Source organism: Streptococcus oralis, from assembly GCF_026782375.1.
GTDB classification, from domain to species: domain Bacteria; phylum Bacillota; class Bacilli; order Lactobacillales; family Streptococcaceae; genus Streptococcus; species Streptococcus oralis_CL.
In genome coordinates, this window is the sequence record NZ_JAKUWJ010000002.1 from 120238 (window position 1) to 137193 (window position 16956).

Below are 16956 nucleotides of genomic sequence, written 5' to 3' on the forward strand. Positions count from 1 at the left end.
TATGGCCTATACTCTTAAACCTGAAGAAGTCGGCGTTTTTGCCATCGGTGGTCTGGGAGAAATCGGGAAAAACACATACGGAATTGAATACCAAGACGAAATTATCATCGTCGATGCTGGGATTAAATTCCCGGAAGATGACTTGCTGGGTATCGACTACGTTATCCCTGACTACTCTTACATCGTGGACAATATCGACCGCGTCAAGGCCGTTTTGATTACACACGGACATGAGGACCACATCGGTGGGATTCCCTTCCTGCTCAAGCAAGCAAATGTCCCTATCTACGCTGGACCACTTGCCCTAGCTTTGATCCGTGGAAAACTCGAAGAACACGGCCTCTTGCGCAACGCCAAACTTTACGAAATCAACCACAACACTGAGTTGACCTTTAAAAATCTCAAGGCAACTTTCTTTAGAACAACCCACTCCATTCCAGAGCCTTTAGGGATTGTCATTCATACTCCTCAAGGAAAAATCGTCTGTACGGGTGACTTTAAGTTTGACTTTACTCCAGTTGGAGAACCTGCAGACTTGCACCGTATGGCTGCCCTTGGTGAAGAAGGAGTGCTCTGTCTCCTCTCTGACTCGACAAATGCGGAAGTACCAACCTTTACCAACTCTGAAAAAGTCGTTGGTCAGTCTATCATGAAGATCATTCAAGGCATTGAAGGACGTATCATCTTTGCATCCTTTGCCTCAAACATCTTCCGTCTCCAACAAGCAACAGAAGCCGCTGTTAAGACTGGACGCAAGATTGCTGTCTTTGGTCGTTCTATGGAAAAGGCCATTGTCAACGGGATCGAGCTTGGCTACATCAAAGCTCCTAAGGGAACCTTTATCGAGCCAAATGAAATCAAAGATTATCCTGCAGGCGAGGTTCTTATCCTCTGTACAGGTAGTCAGGGGGAGCCGATGGCAGCCCTCTCTCGTATCGCTAACGGAACTCACCGCCAGGTGCAACTCCAACCCGGCGATACCGTTATCTTCTCTTCAAGTCCAATCCCTGGAAATACGACTAGCGTCAACAAGCTGATCAATATTATTTCAGAAGCTGGTGTCGAAGTCATTCACGGTAAAATCAACAACATCCACACCTCTGGACACGGTGGTCAGCAAGAGCAAAAACTCATGCTCCGCTTGATTAAGCCAAAATATTTCATGCCTGTTCATGGTGAATACCGTATGCAGAAAGTCCATGCTGGACTAGCGGTGGATACTGGTGTCGAGAAGGACAATATCTTTATCATGAGCAATGGTGATGTGCTTGCCCTTACTGCTAACTCTGCTCGTATCGCAGGCCACTTCAATGCCCAAGATATCTATGTCGATGGAAATCGTATCGGTGAAATCGGTGCTGCTGTCCTCAAAGATCGTCGTGATCTATCTGAAGACGGTGTCGTTCTGGCAGTCGCAACTGTTGACTTCAAATCGCAGATGATTCTGTCTGGTCCAGATATCCTCAGCCGAGGTTTTGTCTACATGCGAGAGTCTGGCGACTTGATTCGCCAAAGCCAACGTATCCTCTTCAATGCTATTCGTATCGCACTGAAGAACAAAGATGCTAGCGTGCAGTCTGTCAATGGTGCCATTGTCAATGCTATTCGCCCCTTCCTTTATGAAAATACAGAACGTGAACCGATTATCATCCCGATGATCCTCACACCAGACGAAGAAGAATAAATCAACAAAACAGCCCCGTTTTCGGAGCTGTTTTTTCTATGCTTTCTTTTCTTGATTTTTAGAAATACTACGATTTTTACCTTCCAAATAGACCATCAAAATAGAAATATCTGCTGGATTTACTCCCGAAATACGGCTTGCTTGGCCGATAGTTTCTGGATTGATGAGTTTGAACTTCTGGCGAGCTTCTGTCGCGATAGAATCAATATCATCCCAGTCGATATTGGCTGGAATCCGTTTTTCTTCCATGCGTTTCATCTTGGCAACCTGATCCATGGCTTTTGAGATGTAGCCTTCGTACTTAATTTCTGTTTCGATCAATTCGATAATCTTGTCATCTAACTCTTCAGCAGCAGGTCCGATAAAGGCCACCACATCTTTGTAAGAGACTTCTGGGCGACGGAGAAATTCCTTAGCTGTTACTGCATCTGTCAACGGCTTGAAGCCCATCTCCTCAACCTTGGCATTGGTTTCCTTGACCGGCTTGAGTTTGATGCTATCTAGTCGCTGCATCTCATTGTCAAATTGATTTTTCTTGATTTCAAAACGAGCCCAGCGTTCATCGTCCACAAGGCCAATCTCACGTCCCATCTCGGTCAATCGCATATCGGCATTATCATGGCGGAGGATGAGACGATATTCTGCACGACTGGTCAAAAGGCGATAAGGTTCAATGGTTCCCTTGGTCACCAAATCGTCAATCATGACCCCAATATAACCGTCACTGCGCTTCAAAATCAATTCAGGCTTGCCTTGGATTTTCAGAGCTGCGTTGATCCCAGCGATGATCCCTTGACCAGCAGCTTCTTCGTAACCTGACGTCCCATTTGTCTGACCAGCAGTAAAGAGTCCTGAGATTTTCTTGGTTTCAAGTGTCGCACGTAACTGGTGAGGCAAGATCATGTCATACTCAATGGCATAACCTGTTCGCATCATCTCTGCATTTTCCAACCCTTTGATGGAATGAACCAAGTCACGTTGGACATCCTCAGGCAGACTGGTTGAAAGTCCTTGAACATAGACTTCCTCTGTATTGCGCCCTTCGGGTTCTAGAAATAGTTGGTGGCGTTCCTTGTCTGCAAAACGCACAATCTTGTCCTCAATCGACGGACAGTAACGAGGTCCCACTCCCTTGACCACACCTGTAAACATAGGCGCACGGTGGAGATTGTTTTGGATAATCTCATGACTGGTACCATTAGTGTAGGTCAACCAGCATGGTACTTGATCCTTAACATAGTCCTCATCACGTGAAGTGTAGGAGAAGTGATTTGGCGCCTCGTCCCCTGGCTGAATCTCTGTCACGTCATAGTTGATAGAGGAAGCCTTGACACGTGGAGGAGTTCCTGTCTTGAAACGACCGATTTCGAGTCCCAATTCCTTGAGATTATCAGCTAGGTTAATCGAAGCTAGACTGTGGTTAGGACCTGATGAGTACTTGAGATCTCCGATGATGATTTCCCCACGGAGGGCAGTCCCTGTCGTCACGATAACAGCCTTGGCAGCATACTCTTGATGGGTCGCTGTACGAACACCGACCACCTTACCATCTTCCACCAAAATCTCATCAATCATGGTTTGACGAAGGGTGAGATTCTCTTGATTTTCAACTGTTTTGCGCATTTCCTTAGAGTAAAGCTCCTTGTCAGCCTGCGCACGAAGAGCACGGACAGCAGGGCCTTTCCCAGTGTTAAGCATCTTCATCTGGATGTAAGTCTTGTCAATGGTTTTGGCCATCTCGCCACCGAGGGCATCGACTTCACGCACGACAATCCCCTTGGCAGAACCACCGATTGAAGGGTTACAAGGCATGAAAGCCAGCATTTCAATGTTGATGGTCGCAAGCAAGACCTTGCAGCCCATACGGTTAGCGGCCAAGGAAGCCTCGACCCCAGCGTGTCCCGCACCGATTACAATAATATCGTATTCTTCAGTAAAATTATAAGTCATTTCTTAACCTTTCAAAAATTTCTCGCAAATAAGGAACTATCTTTTCCTCCTCTAGAGCTTGATCCATAGTAACCCATTTAAAGTGTGTATGCTCTTCAGGATCTAATCTAATAATTGGCTTCTCCCCAACCCACTCTGCTTTATAAACTAAGCGAGTAAAAACAGTATCCTTAGAGGTATCCAGTTGACTATCTTCGTGAAGAAGTTTGAGCGAACTGCTATCTAGCCTAACTCCCGCTTCTTCAACACATTCTCTAAGAGTCCCATCTCGCGGAAGCTCACCCTTTTCAACCCCACCACCAGGAATATCCCAGTAAGTTGGATAAACGTTGGGTTGTCCTCTTTTAATTTCCGAACGCTGAATGAGCAAATAATCATCACCACTATGAACAAGTACATGGGCAATAAGCTTAACCATTATTTTCTCTCCTATCCTCAAGATGAATGTGTCTTAGTTGCCCGTCCCAATCTGGTAGGGCTGTTTTTAAAAAGGCTGGAACTAGCTGGATATTCTCAAGCTTATCCAAGTCAATCCACTCACAAGGTTGCGTTTTTTCGTCTTCCTGCATGGTTAAAGGAGCGTCCTCCAGTAAATCAACTAGATAATGAAATTCGATGTTGTGATAGGAAACACCGTCCTGTTCAAAACGATTCTCAACTACAAAGGCTAGTTGCCCAGCCTCAGCTTTGACACCCAGTTCTTCCCTCACTTCACGGACTACCGCTTCTTCCGTTCTTTCATTGATTTGAATCGCACCACCGATAGTGTAATACTTGCCCTTGTCTTTTGTAACCAAAAGCTGATTATTTTGGACAATCAAGGCTGTCGCCCGAACTCCAAAAACCGAATTCCCCACTTTGGTCCGAAAATCCACTTGAGTCATCTCTTTCCTTTCCTCAAAACGACACAAAAACAGTCAAAACTCCAAAGAAGTGCAGGACAAAAAGACCTGCAACATCCATGAGCTTTGACCATCATTTCTATTGCTTTTATTATTGTAGCAAATTGAGAAAATTTGTCAATCTAAATGTACTGACAAACTTGTCCGTCACGGTAGGCATTGTCAATCAAACCGCCACCGAGACACTCTTCGCCATCGTAAAAGACAACTGCCTGTCCTGGTGTGATCGCGCGTTGTGGCTCTGCAAAGACGACCTCCGCCTTGTCTCCTTTGACATGAACTGTTACCTTAGAGTCAGGTTGACGGTAGCGGAATTTAGCCGTACATTCGAGTGTAAATTCCTCTGGCATGTCACGAGTAAAGTGGACTTGACTGGCTTCTAGGCTTGTTGACATGAGCGAATCATGATAGAAACCTTGGCCGACATAGAGGATATTTTGGCTCAAATCTTTTCCGACAACGAACCAAGGAGCATTGTCACCGCCGTGTTGTCCACCGATACCGAGACCGCCACGCTGACCAATCGTATAGTACATAAGGCCCGCATGCTCGCCCATATCGCGTCCATCTACGGTCATCATGCGACCAGGTTGGGCTGGCAGGTAGTTGCTGAGAAATTCTTTAAAGTTCTTTTCTCCAATAAAGCAAATCCCTGTTGAATCTTTCTTCTTAGCAGTCACAAGTCCTGCTTCTTCAGCTAGTCTGCGAACTTCAGGCTTTTCCAAATGTCCCAAGGGGAACATGGTTTTTTGGAGTTGTTCTTGCGAAAGTTGGCTGAGGAAATAGGTCTGATCCTTGCCATTGTCCACGCCTCGAAGCATATGAACAATTCCATCCTCATCACGCGCCACTCGGGCATAATGCCCAGTCGCTACGTAGTCTGCACCCAAGGTCATAGCATAGTCCAAAAAGGCCTTGAACTTGATTTCCTTGTTGCACATAACATCTGGATTTGGCGTGCGCCCTGCACGGTATTCTGCTAGGAAATACTCAAAGACGCGGTCCCAGTACTCTTGTTCAAAATTGACAGAGTAGTAGGGAATGCCAATCTGGTCTGCCACCGCGGCCACATCCTTGTAATCTTCGGTCGCCGTACAGACGCCGTTTTCATCTGTGTCGTCCCAGTTCTTCATGAAGATACCGATCACATCGTAGCCCTGCTCCTTGAGCAAGAGAGCCGTCACCGACGAATCAACACCACCACTCATCCCCACAACAACACGTGTTTTAGAGTTATCACTCATGGTAAGTCTCCCATCTATTCGTTTATTCACGATTGAAGGTCGTGTGTGCTTCACGATTGAAGGTCGTTTGAGCAGTTTTCATTATAACATGCTTAGATAGAGAAGACAAGAAAGAGGCTGTCAATCGACCAACCTCTGTTTTTAAACACAGTTCAAATCCAAACTATTCTTTATAGAAAAAACTCCTATAAATTCGAGCAATAGTTAAAACACAAACAAATATAATTCCCAAAATAGATAATACTATTTTCATAAAACTCATTTCAGAACCTATTACATAGATATGAAAAAGAGGGGCTAGTCCTACACATAGAGACAATAGATAACTAATAAATCTTATCTCACCAATTCCTGCAAAAAAATGTTTCATGTAACGATTCTCCATTTAATACATTAAATCAGTTTTATTTTAGAGTATCATAAAATAATCAATCCTTCAACAAAATCCCTTGGCGAAATACTATTCTAAACCATCGATCGTCCAGATTTCCCAGAATAGAGCTGTCCTAACTGTCGAATAGGTTAAATGCATACATATCCATGCAATTCTAAGCTTAGAATTACTATAAAATAAATGTTTTATGAGTATTCTAGGTCTTTGACTGCTTAAAATTTTACGTTCTGAAGGATTCTAAAGCTAGAATAGCTCAAAATCACGAGAACTAAAGTATTCGAAGCTTAAGAGGCATACGATTTCCATAGGAGCTAATTTTAGGGAATCTCCTAAAAACAACCGATTTTCTATTTTTATCCATCAAAAAATATTGATAAATGAGTGTTTTAAAATTAAATTTTAAAGGTATCTTTAAGTTTAAAGATTTTTGATAAAATTTCTGTATTTTTCACAATTCAATAACTCGATGGCATTGTTGAGCCACATAGATATCGTGGGTAACGATAATGACCGTTTTCCCTTCCTTGTTCATATCTAAGAGAAAGTTCAAAACCAAATCTCGATTTTCAGGATCTAGAGAACCGGTTGGTTCATCTGCTAAAAGGAGCTGGCTGGGTTTTAAAATGGCTCTAGCAACTGCGATTCGCTGCTGTTCCCCTCCAGATAACTCTGAAACCTTTTGATGTAGAGTTGATGGCAACCCCACTCTCTCTAAAATTTCTTCTATCTTTTTGACTTTGTCCTTCTTGGATAATTTTACATACTTTAGAGCGAGCATGAGATTATACTCTACCGTTTCATTATCAATCAGAGCAAAGTTTTGAAACAGATAGGAGATATGTTCGCGGATAATCGCTTGCGACTTAACAGAATTGACAGGCACATTTTGCTGACCGAAAATTTCATAATGTCCACTGTAATCGCCATCTATCAAACCCAAGAGATTTAACAAGGTTGACTTGCCACTGCCACTTTTTCCAACAATGGCAACTAAATCTCCTTGGTTAATTTTTAGGGATAAGTTCTCCAAAATAACTTTTTTCCCAATGGTTTTCGTAACATTTTCCAACTTTATCATAAGTGATCCCCTTTCAATAACTGCACTACATTTCGTTTTTCCATCTTAGAGCCCAAGAAAAGTACAAACAGAATATCTAAGCCTGTAAATCCTGCGAAAAGCAAGAGGGAGAACAGTGCCTGTGTAAAGAATAGCAGAACTACAAAAGGGAGGCTATAAACAGCTAATAGAAGACCCAGCAAGGAGCGATACCGATCTATCAATTTCCAGCCCATAAACTTCTTGGTGATAATATCTGTTCGCTTCAATAAGAAAGTTGTTACTAGTAAGAAGTAGGAAATCATCATACTAAGAAGACCAACCAAAGCAAAGAGTATGTTGAAATTCCGAACAGCATCTCGATAAGAATCTACTTTATCTTGTTGAATGGCTTGAATAGATGAAAATTTTAAATAATTCCCATCTGATAATTTCTCAACTAACGCTGTCACCTCTTTTTGATGTTGAGCCGTATTTTCGATTTTAATGGGATTATTTAAACCTGTTGTTGAAAGGGAAGCTTTTTCATCCCACATCATATCGGAATCATTGACCAAGCTAATAATTGGATTGTAGAGATTTTCCTTTCGCTTCTCGTTATAGGGGAAGAATGACCAATCACCTTCATAGTAAGCGATCTCGATATCCATCTCCTCTATCGTTCGTTTTTGCTGCTCTTCATACTTCATCGAAAGATAGGCAATTAATTTCCCCAAGAGCTGATTTTTATCTTCTTCACCTTTCGTACTTGCTGGCATCAAAATAACTTTTTTAGTGCCGGTATCGGGTAACTTGAATCCCTTGCTCTTTAGAAAATTGCGATTGGCATAGTAAACATCCACCATATCGGTTAACTGATATTGCTGAATCTGTTCTAATTTGACAAAATTTTTTATAGGCAGGTTGCTAGTTTGCACATAGCCCGCCTGCGTTTTTTCTACCAAATCCTGATAAAATCGATAGAAATAATCTACTGCCTGCCCTGAGCCTGCCAACTGCTCTTGCCACAGGTTATCATTGAGTTGGAAAGTTTCCAAGGTCAGATAATTTCCTTGACTGATCCACTGTTTCTGGTAATCCAACTCTTTGTTTTCTTGCTCCAAACTTTTTCCTACCCCAACTAGCAAGACTGTCAGTAAAATAGTAGTTCCAATTTTCATCAAATAATTAAAGAGTAGACCAAATTTGAAAGATGAAAAACTTTTCAGCAGAGAGCTGATTGTCATTTTTTGGATCAAGAGATAGGTCAACCAACTGATAAAGAGATAAAGTTGCAAAAGCAAAAAATGCGACAACCATAACATTGGGAACAAATCTTTTGGTTTGTAATCAAGCAAGAAAAACACTCCTAGATTGATCACAAGCGCCCCACCTAGGAGGAGGTAAAGGTTGCCTTTTACAACATCAGCTAAAACAGCCCTATCTTGAAAACCCAGTAACTTTTGTACACCCACTCTTTTCATTTCCATCATCGGCTGATACACTGTTACTAAGACAAGAAGCAAAATAGCCAAGACAAAAATAATGGCAGATAAGAGCAAATCTCGATTTATGACTTCCACTGCACTTTTATAGGTTGGCTCTAGCAAGGTAGCCTGGTCGGTCTTGAAAAAATCGCTCCATTTCTGTACAATCCTATCCTTGTCCATCTCTTGTGTAGAAGTTATCGTATAGCGACCATTTAAACTACGAGATGTATCCTTGATATAGGTTTGAAAAGTCATAAGCTGAATAGGCTTGGCTTTTAGAAAAGTCGGAATCGTACCAAGTTTATTGGAAATTTCTTTATTACTGTAAACTCCCTCACCATCTGTGGTAAAATCAAGAGAAGAAATCCCAAACTCTTGGTAGGGAAAGGTATCTTTATCAAAAACACCAGACTTGACCACCTCATCACCACTGTCTGTTTTGATGATGGAGACTTTATACTCCTTTGATACATCCTCAAAAAATCGAAGAACAGATGCTGCAGGTTCGTTAATATCTTTCAAATACAAATCCAAAGAATCTACAGTCTTTCCCATTTCCCGAATCCGAACCACTTCACGTGTGTAGTTTATATTAAAAACAAAAAAAGTGGTACACAAAAGCAGGAGTAACATACAGAAATTACTGATTTTTTTCATAAAAGTACCTCCTTAGTACTTTATCATCTTAGTCGTAGAATTTATTCCCTTTTTTCACAAATTTATTTTAGATTTCTTTTTTACTTTTTATACTACTATGATACAATATTTTTAATCAGTTTCTATTTTCTGTTAACTTTTTTCACGAACAAGGAGGAGATCATGCGCTACGATTTTGGAAATGTTTATAAAGAAATACGTGAGTCAAAAGGATTAACCCAAGAAGATGTCTGTGGTAGCGTCCTTTCAAGAACCAGCCTATCAAAAATCGAAAGTGGAAAAACAACTCCTAAATATGAAAATATGGAGTTTCTTCTCCGACAAGTCAATATGAGTTTTGAAGAGTTTGAATATATCTGTCAACTTTATCAACCAAGTGAACGATCAACTATCATGCAGACTTTTCTAAAAATGGCTTCTATTAGTGGTACAAGCGACTTAAGTAAATTACTCAAAAAATGCCAACATTATCTAAAAACACACCATGATTTCCCCATCCAGCAGTTACAAGATATGCTCGAAATCGTTATCTACATCCGTGAAAATGGGATAGAAAAATTGTCCAGTAAGGTTGACAACATTGTAAACAGACTATGGGATAAGATTGAGAAACAAGATACTTGGTATGAGAGCGACCTCAAAGTCCTTAATACCATTCTCTTTGCTTTTCCTATGGAGTATATTCATCAGATTACCGAAAAAATTCTCGAACGACTAGAGGTTTATAAACACTATAGTCCTGTCTTTCAACTTCGTATGATGTTGCTTCTAAATCTCTCAACTCTTTATCTTTACAATGGTGATAAGTTGCTTTGCAAACAGCTTTGCTACACTCTCTTAGAGGAGGCAAAAGCAAGCAAAAAGTATGATACACTTGCGTTTTCCTATATTCGTATAGGCATTTGTACTAATGATGCTCAGTTGATACAGAATGGACTCTCCTTAGCTAAACTAGTAGAAGATGAACACCTACTAACAGAGCTAGAGCGAGAAGTTGACATCTTTGTAAACAAAAAAGAAAGCCATTGAGACTTCCTTTTCTATATCTTCTTAATACCAACCGTTGTTAAGCCAGAAGTTCTTGGCAGCTGTCCATGAACCGTAACGTCCTGCAACGTAGGCATCTGCTACACGTTCTTGGTTTTCAGCTGAGTAGTCACCGTTCAAGTATGAATCTGTCAATTGGTAACGTCCGATGTATTGGCCGTTTGTAGCAGTGTAGCTACCACCTGATTCTTTTTGAGCGATCCATTCTTTGGCTTCTGCTTCAGACCCACTTACAGTAGAAGCTGCTACAGTGTTGCTTTCTGCTACTGGAGTTGCAGGTGCAGCTGGGGCTTCATAGGTTGTTGTTTCAGTTACTTCTTCTGCAGTTTCTTCCGCAGCTGCTGGTGCTTCATAAGTTGTTGTTGAAGCTGCAGCAGTTGCAGTTGCTGTCGATGGAGCTGTTCCTTCGATAACCAAAACTTGGTCAACAAAGATAAGGTGAATATCTTTGATGTTATTTTTTGCTGCCAATTTTTCAACAGTTGTGTTGTACTTCTCAGCGATTTCTGAAAGAGTGTCGCCTGGTTTAACTGTGTAAGTTACAGTTTCTTGGGCAGATGCAAGTGATGGAGCAAAGAAAGCAAGCAAAGCTGCTACTCCTGCGATAGTTGTTTTAATTTTTTTAGTTGTTAATGACATATCTAAAAATTCTCCTTCCATTGGATATATCTATGATACCTTTTAAATGTTACCGTTGTTTAACGGTTATATGTAGAAATATTACAAAAATGTTTTATATTTACCGTTTTACGGAGGTTTTTGTCACAAAAGACCTTGTTTTATACTATCTTTAATCATTTTAAGCTTTTGATAAGGGAAATAAGCGCAGAGGTCCATTCTTTGATATAATAGATATAAGAATCTTTGTAAGGGGAAACAGATGCACTCACTTCGTTTTCAATCTGTCTTTGACATTATCGGACCTGTCATGATTGGCCCATCAAGTAGCCACACAGCTGGAGCTGTTCGCATCGGGAAAATCGTCTCTTCCATCTTTGACGATACGCCGACAGAAGTCGAATTCCAATTATTTAACTCATTTGCCAAAACCTACCGTGGTCATGGAACTGACCTTGCTCTCGTCGCTGGTATATTAGGTATGGATACGGATGATCCTGATATTCCAAATAGCCTAGAGATTGCCCATAAACGTGGTATCAAGATTGTCTGGACCATTCAGAAGGACAGCAACGCTCCCCACCCTAACACCACTAAAATTACTGTGAAGAATGACCATAAGTCCATCAGTGTGACAGGAATTTCCATTGGTGGGGGAAATATCCAAGTTACGGAGCTTAACGGCTTTGCTGTCTCTCTTAACATGAATACACCGACCATCATCATCGTGCATCAGGATGTTCCGGGTATGATTGCCCATGTCACAGAAGCCCTCTCTCGTTTTGATATCAACATCGCTCAGATGAATGTGACTCGAGAAAAAGCTGGAGAAAAAGCCATTATGATTATCGAAGTCGATAGTCGAAGTTGCGAAGAGGCGATTGAAGAAATCCGAAAAATCCCTCATCTCCACAATGTCAATTTCTTTAAGTAGGAGGAAACATGTTTTATTCTATCAAAGAATTGGTTGAGCAAGCAGATCTAGACTTCCAAGGAAATGTCGCAGAACTCATGATTGCGACAGAATATCAACTAACCGGTCGGGAACGGCCAGAAGTTCTCCTTCTCATGGAACGCAATCTAGAAGTCATGAAAGCCTCTGTCGAGCTTGGCCTTAGTGAAAACAAATCCCGCAGTGGCCTAACGGGTGGAGATGCGGCCAAGCTAGATCGCCATCTCAAAAGCGGCAAGGCCTTGTCAGACTTTACCATCCTATCAGCAGCCCGAAATGCCATCGCGGTCAACGAACACAACGCTAAAATGGGCTTGGTCTGTGCCACTCCAACCGCTGGAAGCGCTGGCTGTCTACCAGCCGTTCTCACTGCTGCTATCCAAAAACTTGACCTCAGCCACGAAGAACAGCTCGATTTCCTCTTTGCAGCAGGTGCCTTTGGATTGGTTATCGCAAACAACGCCTCTATCTCAGGTGCTGAAGGTGGCTGCCAGGCCGAGGTTGGCTCTGCCTCTGCCATGAGTGCCGCAGCCTTGACCTTGGCCGCAGGTGGAACGCCCTATCAGGCTAGCCAAGCCATTGCCTTTGTCATTAAAAATATGCTGGGCCTCATCTGCGACCCCGTCGCTGGTTTGGTCGAAGTTCCCTGTGTTAAGCGCAATGCCATGGGAGCCAGCTTTGCCTTTATCGCAGCAGATATGGCCTTGGCAGGTATCGAGTCTAAGATCCCTGTTGACGAAGTCATCGATGCCATGTACCAAGTCGGATCAAGTCTTCCAACTGCCTTTCGTGAAACGGCTGAGGGTGGACTCGCTGCCACACCTACTGGTCGTCGCCTACAAAAAGAAATCTTCGGCGAATAAACTCATCTATTAGGAGAAAGTATGCCCTCTATCTCAGCAATCTTTTTTGATCTAGACGGAACCCTGGTTGACAGTTCCATCGGGATCCACAATGCCTTTACCCATACCTTTGAACAACTAGGAGTTCTAAGCCCCGATGCCAAAACCATCCGTGGTTTCATGGGCCCGCCACTTGAAAGTAGCTTTGCGACCTGCCTTCCCAAGGAACAAATCTCAGAGGCTGTTCAAATCTACCGCTCTTACTACAAGAAAAAAGGTATCCACGAAGCGCAGCTTTTCCCCCAAATAACGGAATTGCTTCAAGAACTTTCACAAAACTACCCTCTTTACATCACTACAACAAAGAATACTCCTACTGCTCATGATATGACTAAAAATCTGGGAATCCATCATTTCTTTGATGGCATTTACGGTTCTAGTCCTGAAACGCCACACAAGGCGGATGTCATCCGTTACGCCTTGCAAACGCATCAACTGCCCGCAGACCAAGTCCTCATCATCGGAGACACCAAGTTTGATATGATTGGAGCCCAAGAAACTGGCATTAAAAAGTTCGCTGTTACTTGGGGATTTGGAGAAGAGGCTGATTTGCTCAACTATCAACCTGACTGGATCGCCCGTACAATTGATGATATCATTAGCCAGCTCTAATCATACAAAAATACTCCTAACACTAGTGAACTAGGTTGAGGAGTATTTTTTTGTATATGTTGTTACTTTCAGAAGGAATCAACTCCATGCTTAAGCAGTAATTTGATCCTGTTCTTCAGTATCTGCATCTTCATCCTTCTTACTTGGCCAAGCAAGCATCACAATAAGAGCAATCGCTCCAACGATAGGAACCAAACCAATGAAGATAAAGGCCCAGTGGAAACCAGCATCCCGTAAGCGACTAACAGTCACGGCGATAGAAGGCAACATGAGAATAGCCGCTAAAAAGAAGTAAAAACCGCTCATAGCTTGTAAACTACGGAGTGCCTCCAAGTTATATGGACGAGTTGACACTGCAGCATGATATTTCGTATAAGCAGGAAGACAGATTAACAAATTTGTAAAATAAATCCACCAGTACTCCGAGCGAGTTGAACGACCAGAAAAATTTAAATACCCCTTCCAAAAATTTTTATAAGCATTCAGCATGTATGGACCTCCTTTCATTATATCTATTCACCATCTAGCCCATATCTTTATCTTGCTTTCGAAAATAAATCTATCGTTTCAGATCTACTTAATCCTCAAAAACCAGCCTCCTGCTTTAAACAGAAAACTGGTTTATCTTTTTCATTTTAAAAATCAGTCGAAATCCTTACTCAGCATGGGTTGTCTCATTCGCAAAGGAAATGATTGCTTCTTTGAGCTCATCTCCACTGAGTGAACGGAACTCCTCTATTTTTTGATTGATGGCTTCTAGAGGCATGACATTTACCTTACCAACGAAGATCTTGTCCATGACTTGGTTATCAACCAACTCGGTCGAAACCAAGAGTTCTTCATAGAGTTTTTCACCTGGGCGAATCCCAACTTCAACGATTGGAATTTCACTTTCTGTATGTCCGCTTAGAAGGACCATTTTCTTAGCCAAGTCATAGATCTTGACTGGTTTGCCCATATCAAGGATAAAGACTTCTCCGTCCTTGGCATAAGCGCCAGCATGAATTACCAGACGACTGGCCTCTGGAATGGTCATGAAGTAACGTGTCATACGGAAGTCTGTCACCGTAACAGGACCACCTTCAGCAATTTGACGTTCAAAGACAGGAATCACGCTACCACGGCTACCAAGAACATTTCCAAAACGAACTGCACAGTAGGTTGATTTGCTACGTTGGTTAAAGCCAGTGACAATCAATTCTGCCACGCGCTTGGTTGCACCCATAACATTGGGGGGATTGACCGCCTTGTCAGTCGAAATCATGACCATCTTAGGCACTTTGGCCTCATCCACAGCCTTGGCAACATTGTAGGTTCCGAGGATATTGTTTTTGAAGGCTTCTTTTGGATTGCGTTCCATCATCGGAACGTGCTTGTGGGCTGCAGCATGGTAGACAATGGCTGGCTTGTACTGCTCAAACACCTGCAAGAGACGATCATAGTCCTGAATATCTGCAATGATAGGAACATAATCAATCCCTTGGAATGTACGGATCAATTCATGATAAACGAGATAGATTGAGTTTTCACCATGTCCAAGTAAGACAATACGCTCGGGATTAAAGCGACTAACCTGGCGACAAATCTCCGAACCAATCGAACCACCAGCTCCTGTCACCAAGATAGTCTTGCCTGTCAGTTCTGAACCCAGACGGGACTCATCCAGACGGATTTCCTGGCGTCCTAAAAGGTCTGTAATATCAATTTTCTGGAAGCCGCTGCCTCCACCCGGTTGGTGAAGTCCTTGCACAACTGTCTCAACCTTAGGCATCTTGTAACATTTAACGCCTAGCTTATTACACATCTGCAAGATGCGTTCGTACTCTGAAGGGTCAAGTGAAGGAATCGCTACGATGACACGCTCGATTTGGTGACGTTTAGCCAATTCAGGCAGATTGTCATAGGAGCCTAGAACTGGGATGCCACCTAGTTTTTGTCCCTTTTTCTTTTCATCGTTATCCAATATCCCCACTAGCTCAAGGTCGCTAGTTGGATGTTGGTAGCTGTTCATAAAGAGGGCGCCACCATCACCAGCACCGATCAAGAAGGTACGACGATGCTCTCCATCTCCACTACCTTGCTTGCGCTTAGAATAAATCAGCTGCCAAGTGATACGAGGAAGCAAGATGAGGAAGGTGCTCAGCAAAATGAAGAGTACGATGAAACGGATAGAAAACAATGGAAGAAAGGCATAGCAGATTCCATAAGAAAGAACACTGCTGAGCATCACTCCGAAAAAGATTTTCATGAAATCCGTAATCTTGCTATAACGACTGATACTAGCATTTAGCCCCCAAAATGCAATCATGATTTGATAAAGGAGGAAGGCTAAAAGAGTGTAGATTACATAATCCACAGGCGCCGGATTTATAAGGCCATAAAACAAGATATAAGATACGATGATGGAAACCACCATACTCAGAATATCGAATATCCCCCAAAACACTTGTTTTTGCTGTTTATTTAAAATTTCAACCAGATCAATCACATAATCTGTTAGTTTTTTATTCATAGGAATTTACTCCCCCTTAAAAGAGTCAGATGATACTGTTGTTATGATAACCTGAATCATTCAGTCTATCGGGGCTTACTTTCTCTTTCTTAAAAGTTTGACGAAGATAAACTGACGTACAAAGCCTGGACAAAGTGCAACGATCGCTTGAATGGCAATGCTTTTTGCATATTCCATGTAGGAAATTTGCCCTCTCACAAGCATGCGCTGACGAGCCTGGCGATAGAGTTTAAGGTAGCGCAAACCACCACGACGTTCAAACATCCCTGCTCCGACACGAACCTGACACAGGATCTGATCCAGATTTCCAGTCTTAGCTCCTGCGGCAATCATATTGAGCCAGAGGAGATCGTCTTCCATATAAAGTCCATCTTCATAGTTGCCTGCCTTGAGAACCATATCCTTCTTGAACATCACTGTCATATGGTTGAAGGCACTTCTCATTCTTTGGTAAGCCACAATGTCTGCATGCCGAGTTGGGACACGACGGTAAGAAACAATCTCGTCAGGATTGTCAATAAATTCTGCGATATGCCCGCCTAAGAGATCGAGATCTTCTTTCTCCATTAGCTGAAGCTGTTTCTCAAAACGATCCGGAACGGCTAAATCATCCGTATCCATGCGGGCAATAATGTCATACCGGCACTGTAAAACACCGTATCGAAGAGCCAAACCTAAACCTTGATTTTCCTCTAAGGGGCAACGTTTCACTGGAATGTCTGACTGAGCTTCCACTTCATCTAGCACCTGATAGAGTTCGGGTGTGAGCGGGCCATCCTCAACAAGAACAAGTTCGCTCGGTTTCAAGGTCTGGTTTTGAACACTTTTGATAGCATCTCTTAAAAACGTCGGATTTTCCTTTACATAGACCGACATCAAGACGCTGATTTTTTGCTTTTCAGGCACAGTTTTTCTCCAATGTATAGATTTCCTTCCACTATTTTATCACAAATTCT

The 16956-nt window shown here is 42.4% G+C and carries 16 protein-coding genes; 5 read left to right on the top strand and 11 right to left on the bottom strand.

Going from position 1 to position 16956, the window contains the following annotated elements:
- Nucleotide 1: 1 nt before the first annotated feature.
- Complete coding sequence (gene rnjA, locus MK409_RS06250) at nucleotides 2-1684, top strand: ribonuclease J1 (protein WP_268705696.1); 1683 nt, start codon at nucleotides 2-4, stop codon at nucleotides 1682-1684.
- 36 nt (nucleotides 1685-1720) lie between these two features.
- On the opposite strand, the gene mnmG is transcribed toward rnjA, so the two are convergent.
- The 7 genes from mnmG to MK409_RS06285 all read right to left on the bottom strand — a co-directional run bounded on the left by mnmG (nucleotide 1721) and on the right by MK409_RS06285 (nucleotide 9357).
- Entirely contained in the window at nucleotides 1721-3634 is a 1914-nt protein-coding gene (gene mnmG, locus MK409_RS06255; RefSeq protein WP_268705697.1) for a tRNA uridine-5-carboxymethylaminomethyl(34) synthesis enzyme MnmG, read from the bottom strand.
- Nucleotides 3624-4055, bottom strand: coding sequence for an NUDIX hydrolase (locus tag MK409_RS06260; protein WP_268705786.1), 432 nt, complete (start codon nucleotides 4053-4055; stop codon nucleotides 3624-3626). The genes mnmG and MK409_RS06260 overlap by 11 nt, the downstream gene beginning before the upstream one ends.
- The gene (locus tag MK409_RS06265) at nucleotides 4045-4518 is read right to left on the bottom strand and encodes an NUDIX hydrolase (protein ID WP_268705698.1); all 474 of its coding nucleotides are present in this window, start codon (nucleotides 4516-4518) and stop codon (nucleotides 4045-4047) included. Before MK409_RS06265 ends, MK409_RS06260 begins: the two co-directional genes overlap by 11 nt.
- 140 nt (nucleotides 4519-4658) lie before the next feature.
- The gene (gene mnmA / locus MK409_RS06270; protein WP_268705699.1) at nucleotides 4659-5780 is read right to left on the bottom strand and encodes a tRNA 2-thiouridine(34) synthase MnmA; all 1122 of its coding nucleotides are present in this window, start codon (nucleotides 5778-5780) and stop codon (nucleotides 4659-4661) included.
- Between the two features lie 163 nt (nucleotides 5781-5943).
- Nucleotides 5944-6150 (bottom strand): hypothetical protein, encoded by a 207-nt coding sequence (locus MK409_RS06275; protein WP_096408576.1) that lies wholly within the window; start codon nucleotides 6148-6150, stop codon nucleotides 5944-5946.
- A gap of 472 nt (nucleotides 6151-6622) precedes the next feature.
- The gene (locus MK409_RS06280; RefSeq protein ID WP_268705700.1) at nucleotides 6623-7252 is read right to left on the bottom strand and encodes an ABC transporter ATP-binding protein; all 630 of its coding nucleotides are present in this window, start codon (nucleotides 7250-7252) and stop codon (nucleotides 6623-6625) included.
- The gene (locus MK409_RS06285; protein WP_268705701.1) at nucleotides 7249-9357 is read right to left on the bottom strand and encodes a bacteriocin-associated integral membrane family protein; all 2109 of its coding nucleotides are present in this window, start codon (nucleotides 9355-9357) and stop codon (nucleotides 7249-7251) included. Before MK409_RS06285 ends, MK409_RS06280 begins: the two co-directional genes overlap by 4 nt.
- Before the next feature lie 162 nt (nucleotides 9358-9519).
- On the opposite strand from MK409_RS06285, the gene MK409_RS06290 reads away from it, so the two are divergent.
- Nucleotides 9520-10386: a helix-turn-helix domain-containing protein gene (locus MK409_RS06290; RefSeq protein ID WP_268705702.1), complete on the top strand. Its 867-nt coding sequence runs from the start codon at nucleotides 9520-9522 to the stop codon at nucleotides 10384-10386.
- Between the two features lie 21 nt (nucleotides 10387-10407).
- Here the strand turns inward: MK409_RS06290 and MK409_RS06295 are convergent, their stop codons facing one another.
- Entirely contained in the window at nucleotides 10408-11043 is a 636-nt protein-coding gene (locus MK409_RS06295; RefSeq protein ID WP_268705703.1) for a LysM peptidoglycan-binding domain-containing protein, read from the bottom strand.
- A gap of 241 nt (nucleotides 11044-11284) precedes the next feature.
- Here MK409_RS06295 and sdaAB point away from each other — a divergent pair, with 241 nt between their 5' ends.
- Genes sdaAB through MK409_RS06310 form a run of 3 tightly spaced genes read left to right on the top strand, consistent with a single transcriptional unit; the run spans nucleotide 11285 to nucleotide 13488 of the window.
- Nucleotides 11285-11956, top strand: coding sequence for an L-serine ammonia-lyase, iron-sulfur-dependent subunit beta (gene sdaAB / locus MK409_RS06300; protein ID WP_139689681.1), 672 nt, complete (start codon nucleotides 11285-11287; stop codon nucleotides 11954-11956).
- Between the two features lie 8 nt (nucleotides 11957-11964).
- On the top strand, nucleotides 11965-12837 hold the full coding sequence (gene sdaAA, locus MK409_RS06305; protein WP_000500031.1) for an L-serine ammonia-lyase, iron-sulfur-dependent, subunit alpha: 873 nt from the start codon (nucleotides 11965-11967) through the stop codon (nucleotides 12835-12837).
- 21 nt (nucleotides 12838-12858) lie between these two features.
- The gene (locus MK409_RS06310) at nucleotides 12859-13488 is read left to right on the top strand and encodes an HAD-IA family hydrolase (RefSeq protein ID WP_268705704.1); all 630 of its coding nucleotides are present in this window, start codon (nucleotides 12859-12861) and stop codon (nucleotides 13486-13488) included.
- 90 nt (nucleotides 13489-13578) lie between these two features.
- Here the strand turns inward: MK409_RS06310 and MK409_RS06315 are convergent, their stop codons facing one another.
- The 3 genes from MK409_RS06315 to MK409_RS06325 form a co-directional block, all read right to left on the bottom strand.
- Nucleotides 13579-13977: a DUF805 domain-containing protein gene (locus tag MK409_RS06315; protein WP_268705705.1), complete on the bottom strand. Its 399-nt coding sequence runs from the start codon at nucleotides 13975-13977 to the stop codon at nucleotides 13579-13581.
- Between the two features lie 166 nt (nucleotides 13978-14143).
- Complete coding sequence (locus MK409_RS06320; RefSeq protein ID WP_268705706.1) at nucleotides 14144-16000, bottom strand: nucleoside-diphosphate sugar epimerase/dehydratase; 1857 nt, start codon at nucleotides 15998-16000, stop codon at nucleotides 14144-14146.
- Nucleotides 16001-16075: 75 nt separating this feature from the next.
- Nucleotides 16076-16906, bottom strand: a complete 831-nt coding sequence (locus MK409_RS06325; RefSeq protein ID WP_268705707.1) for a glycosyltransferase — start codon at nucleotides 16904-16906, stop codon at nucleotides 16076-16078.
- Nucleotides 16907-16956 lie beyond the last annotated feature (50 nt).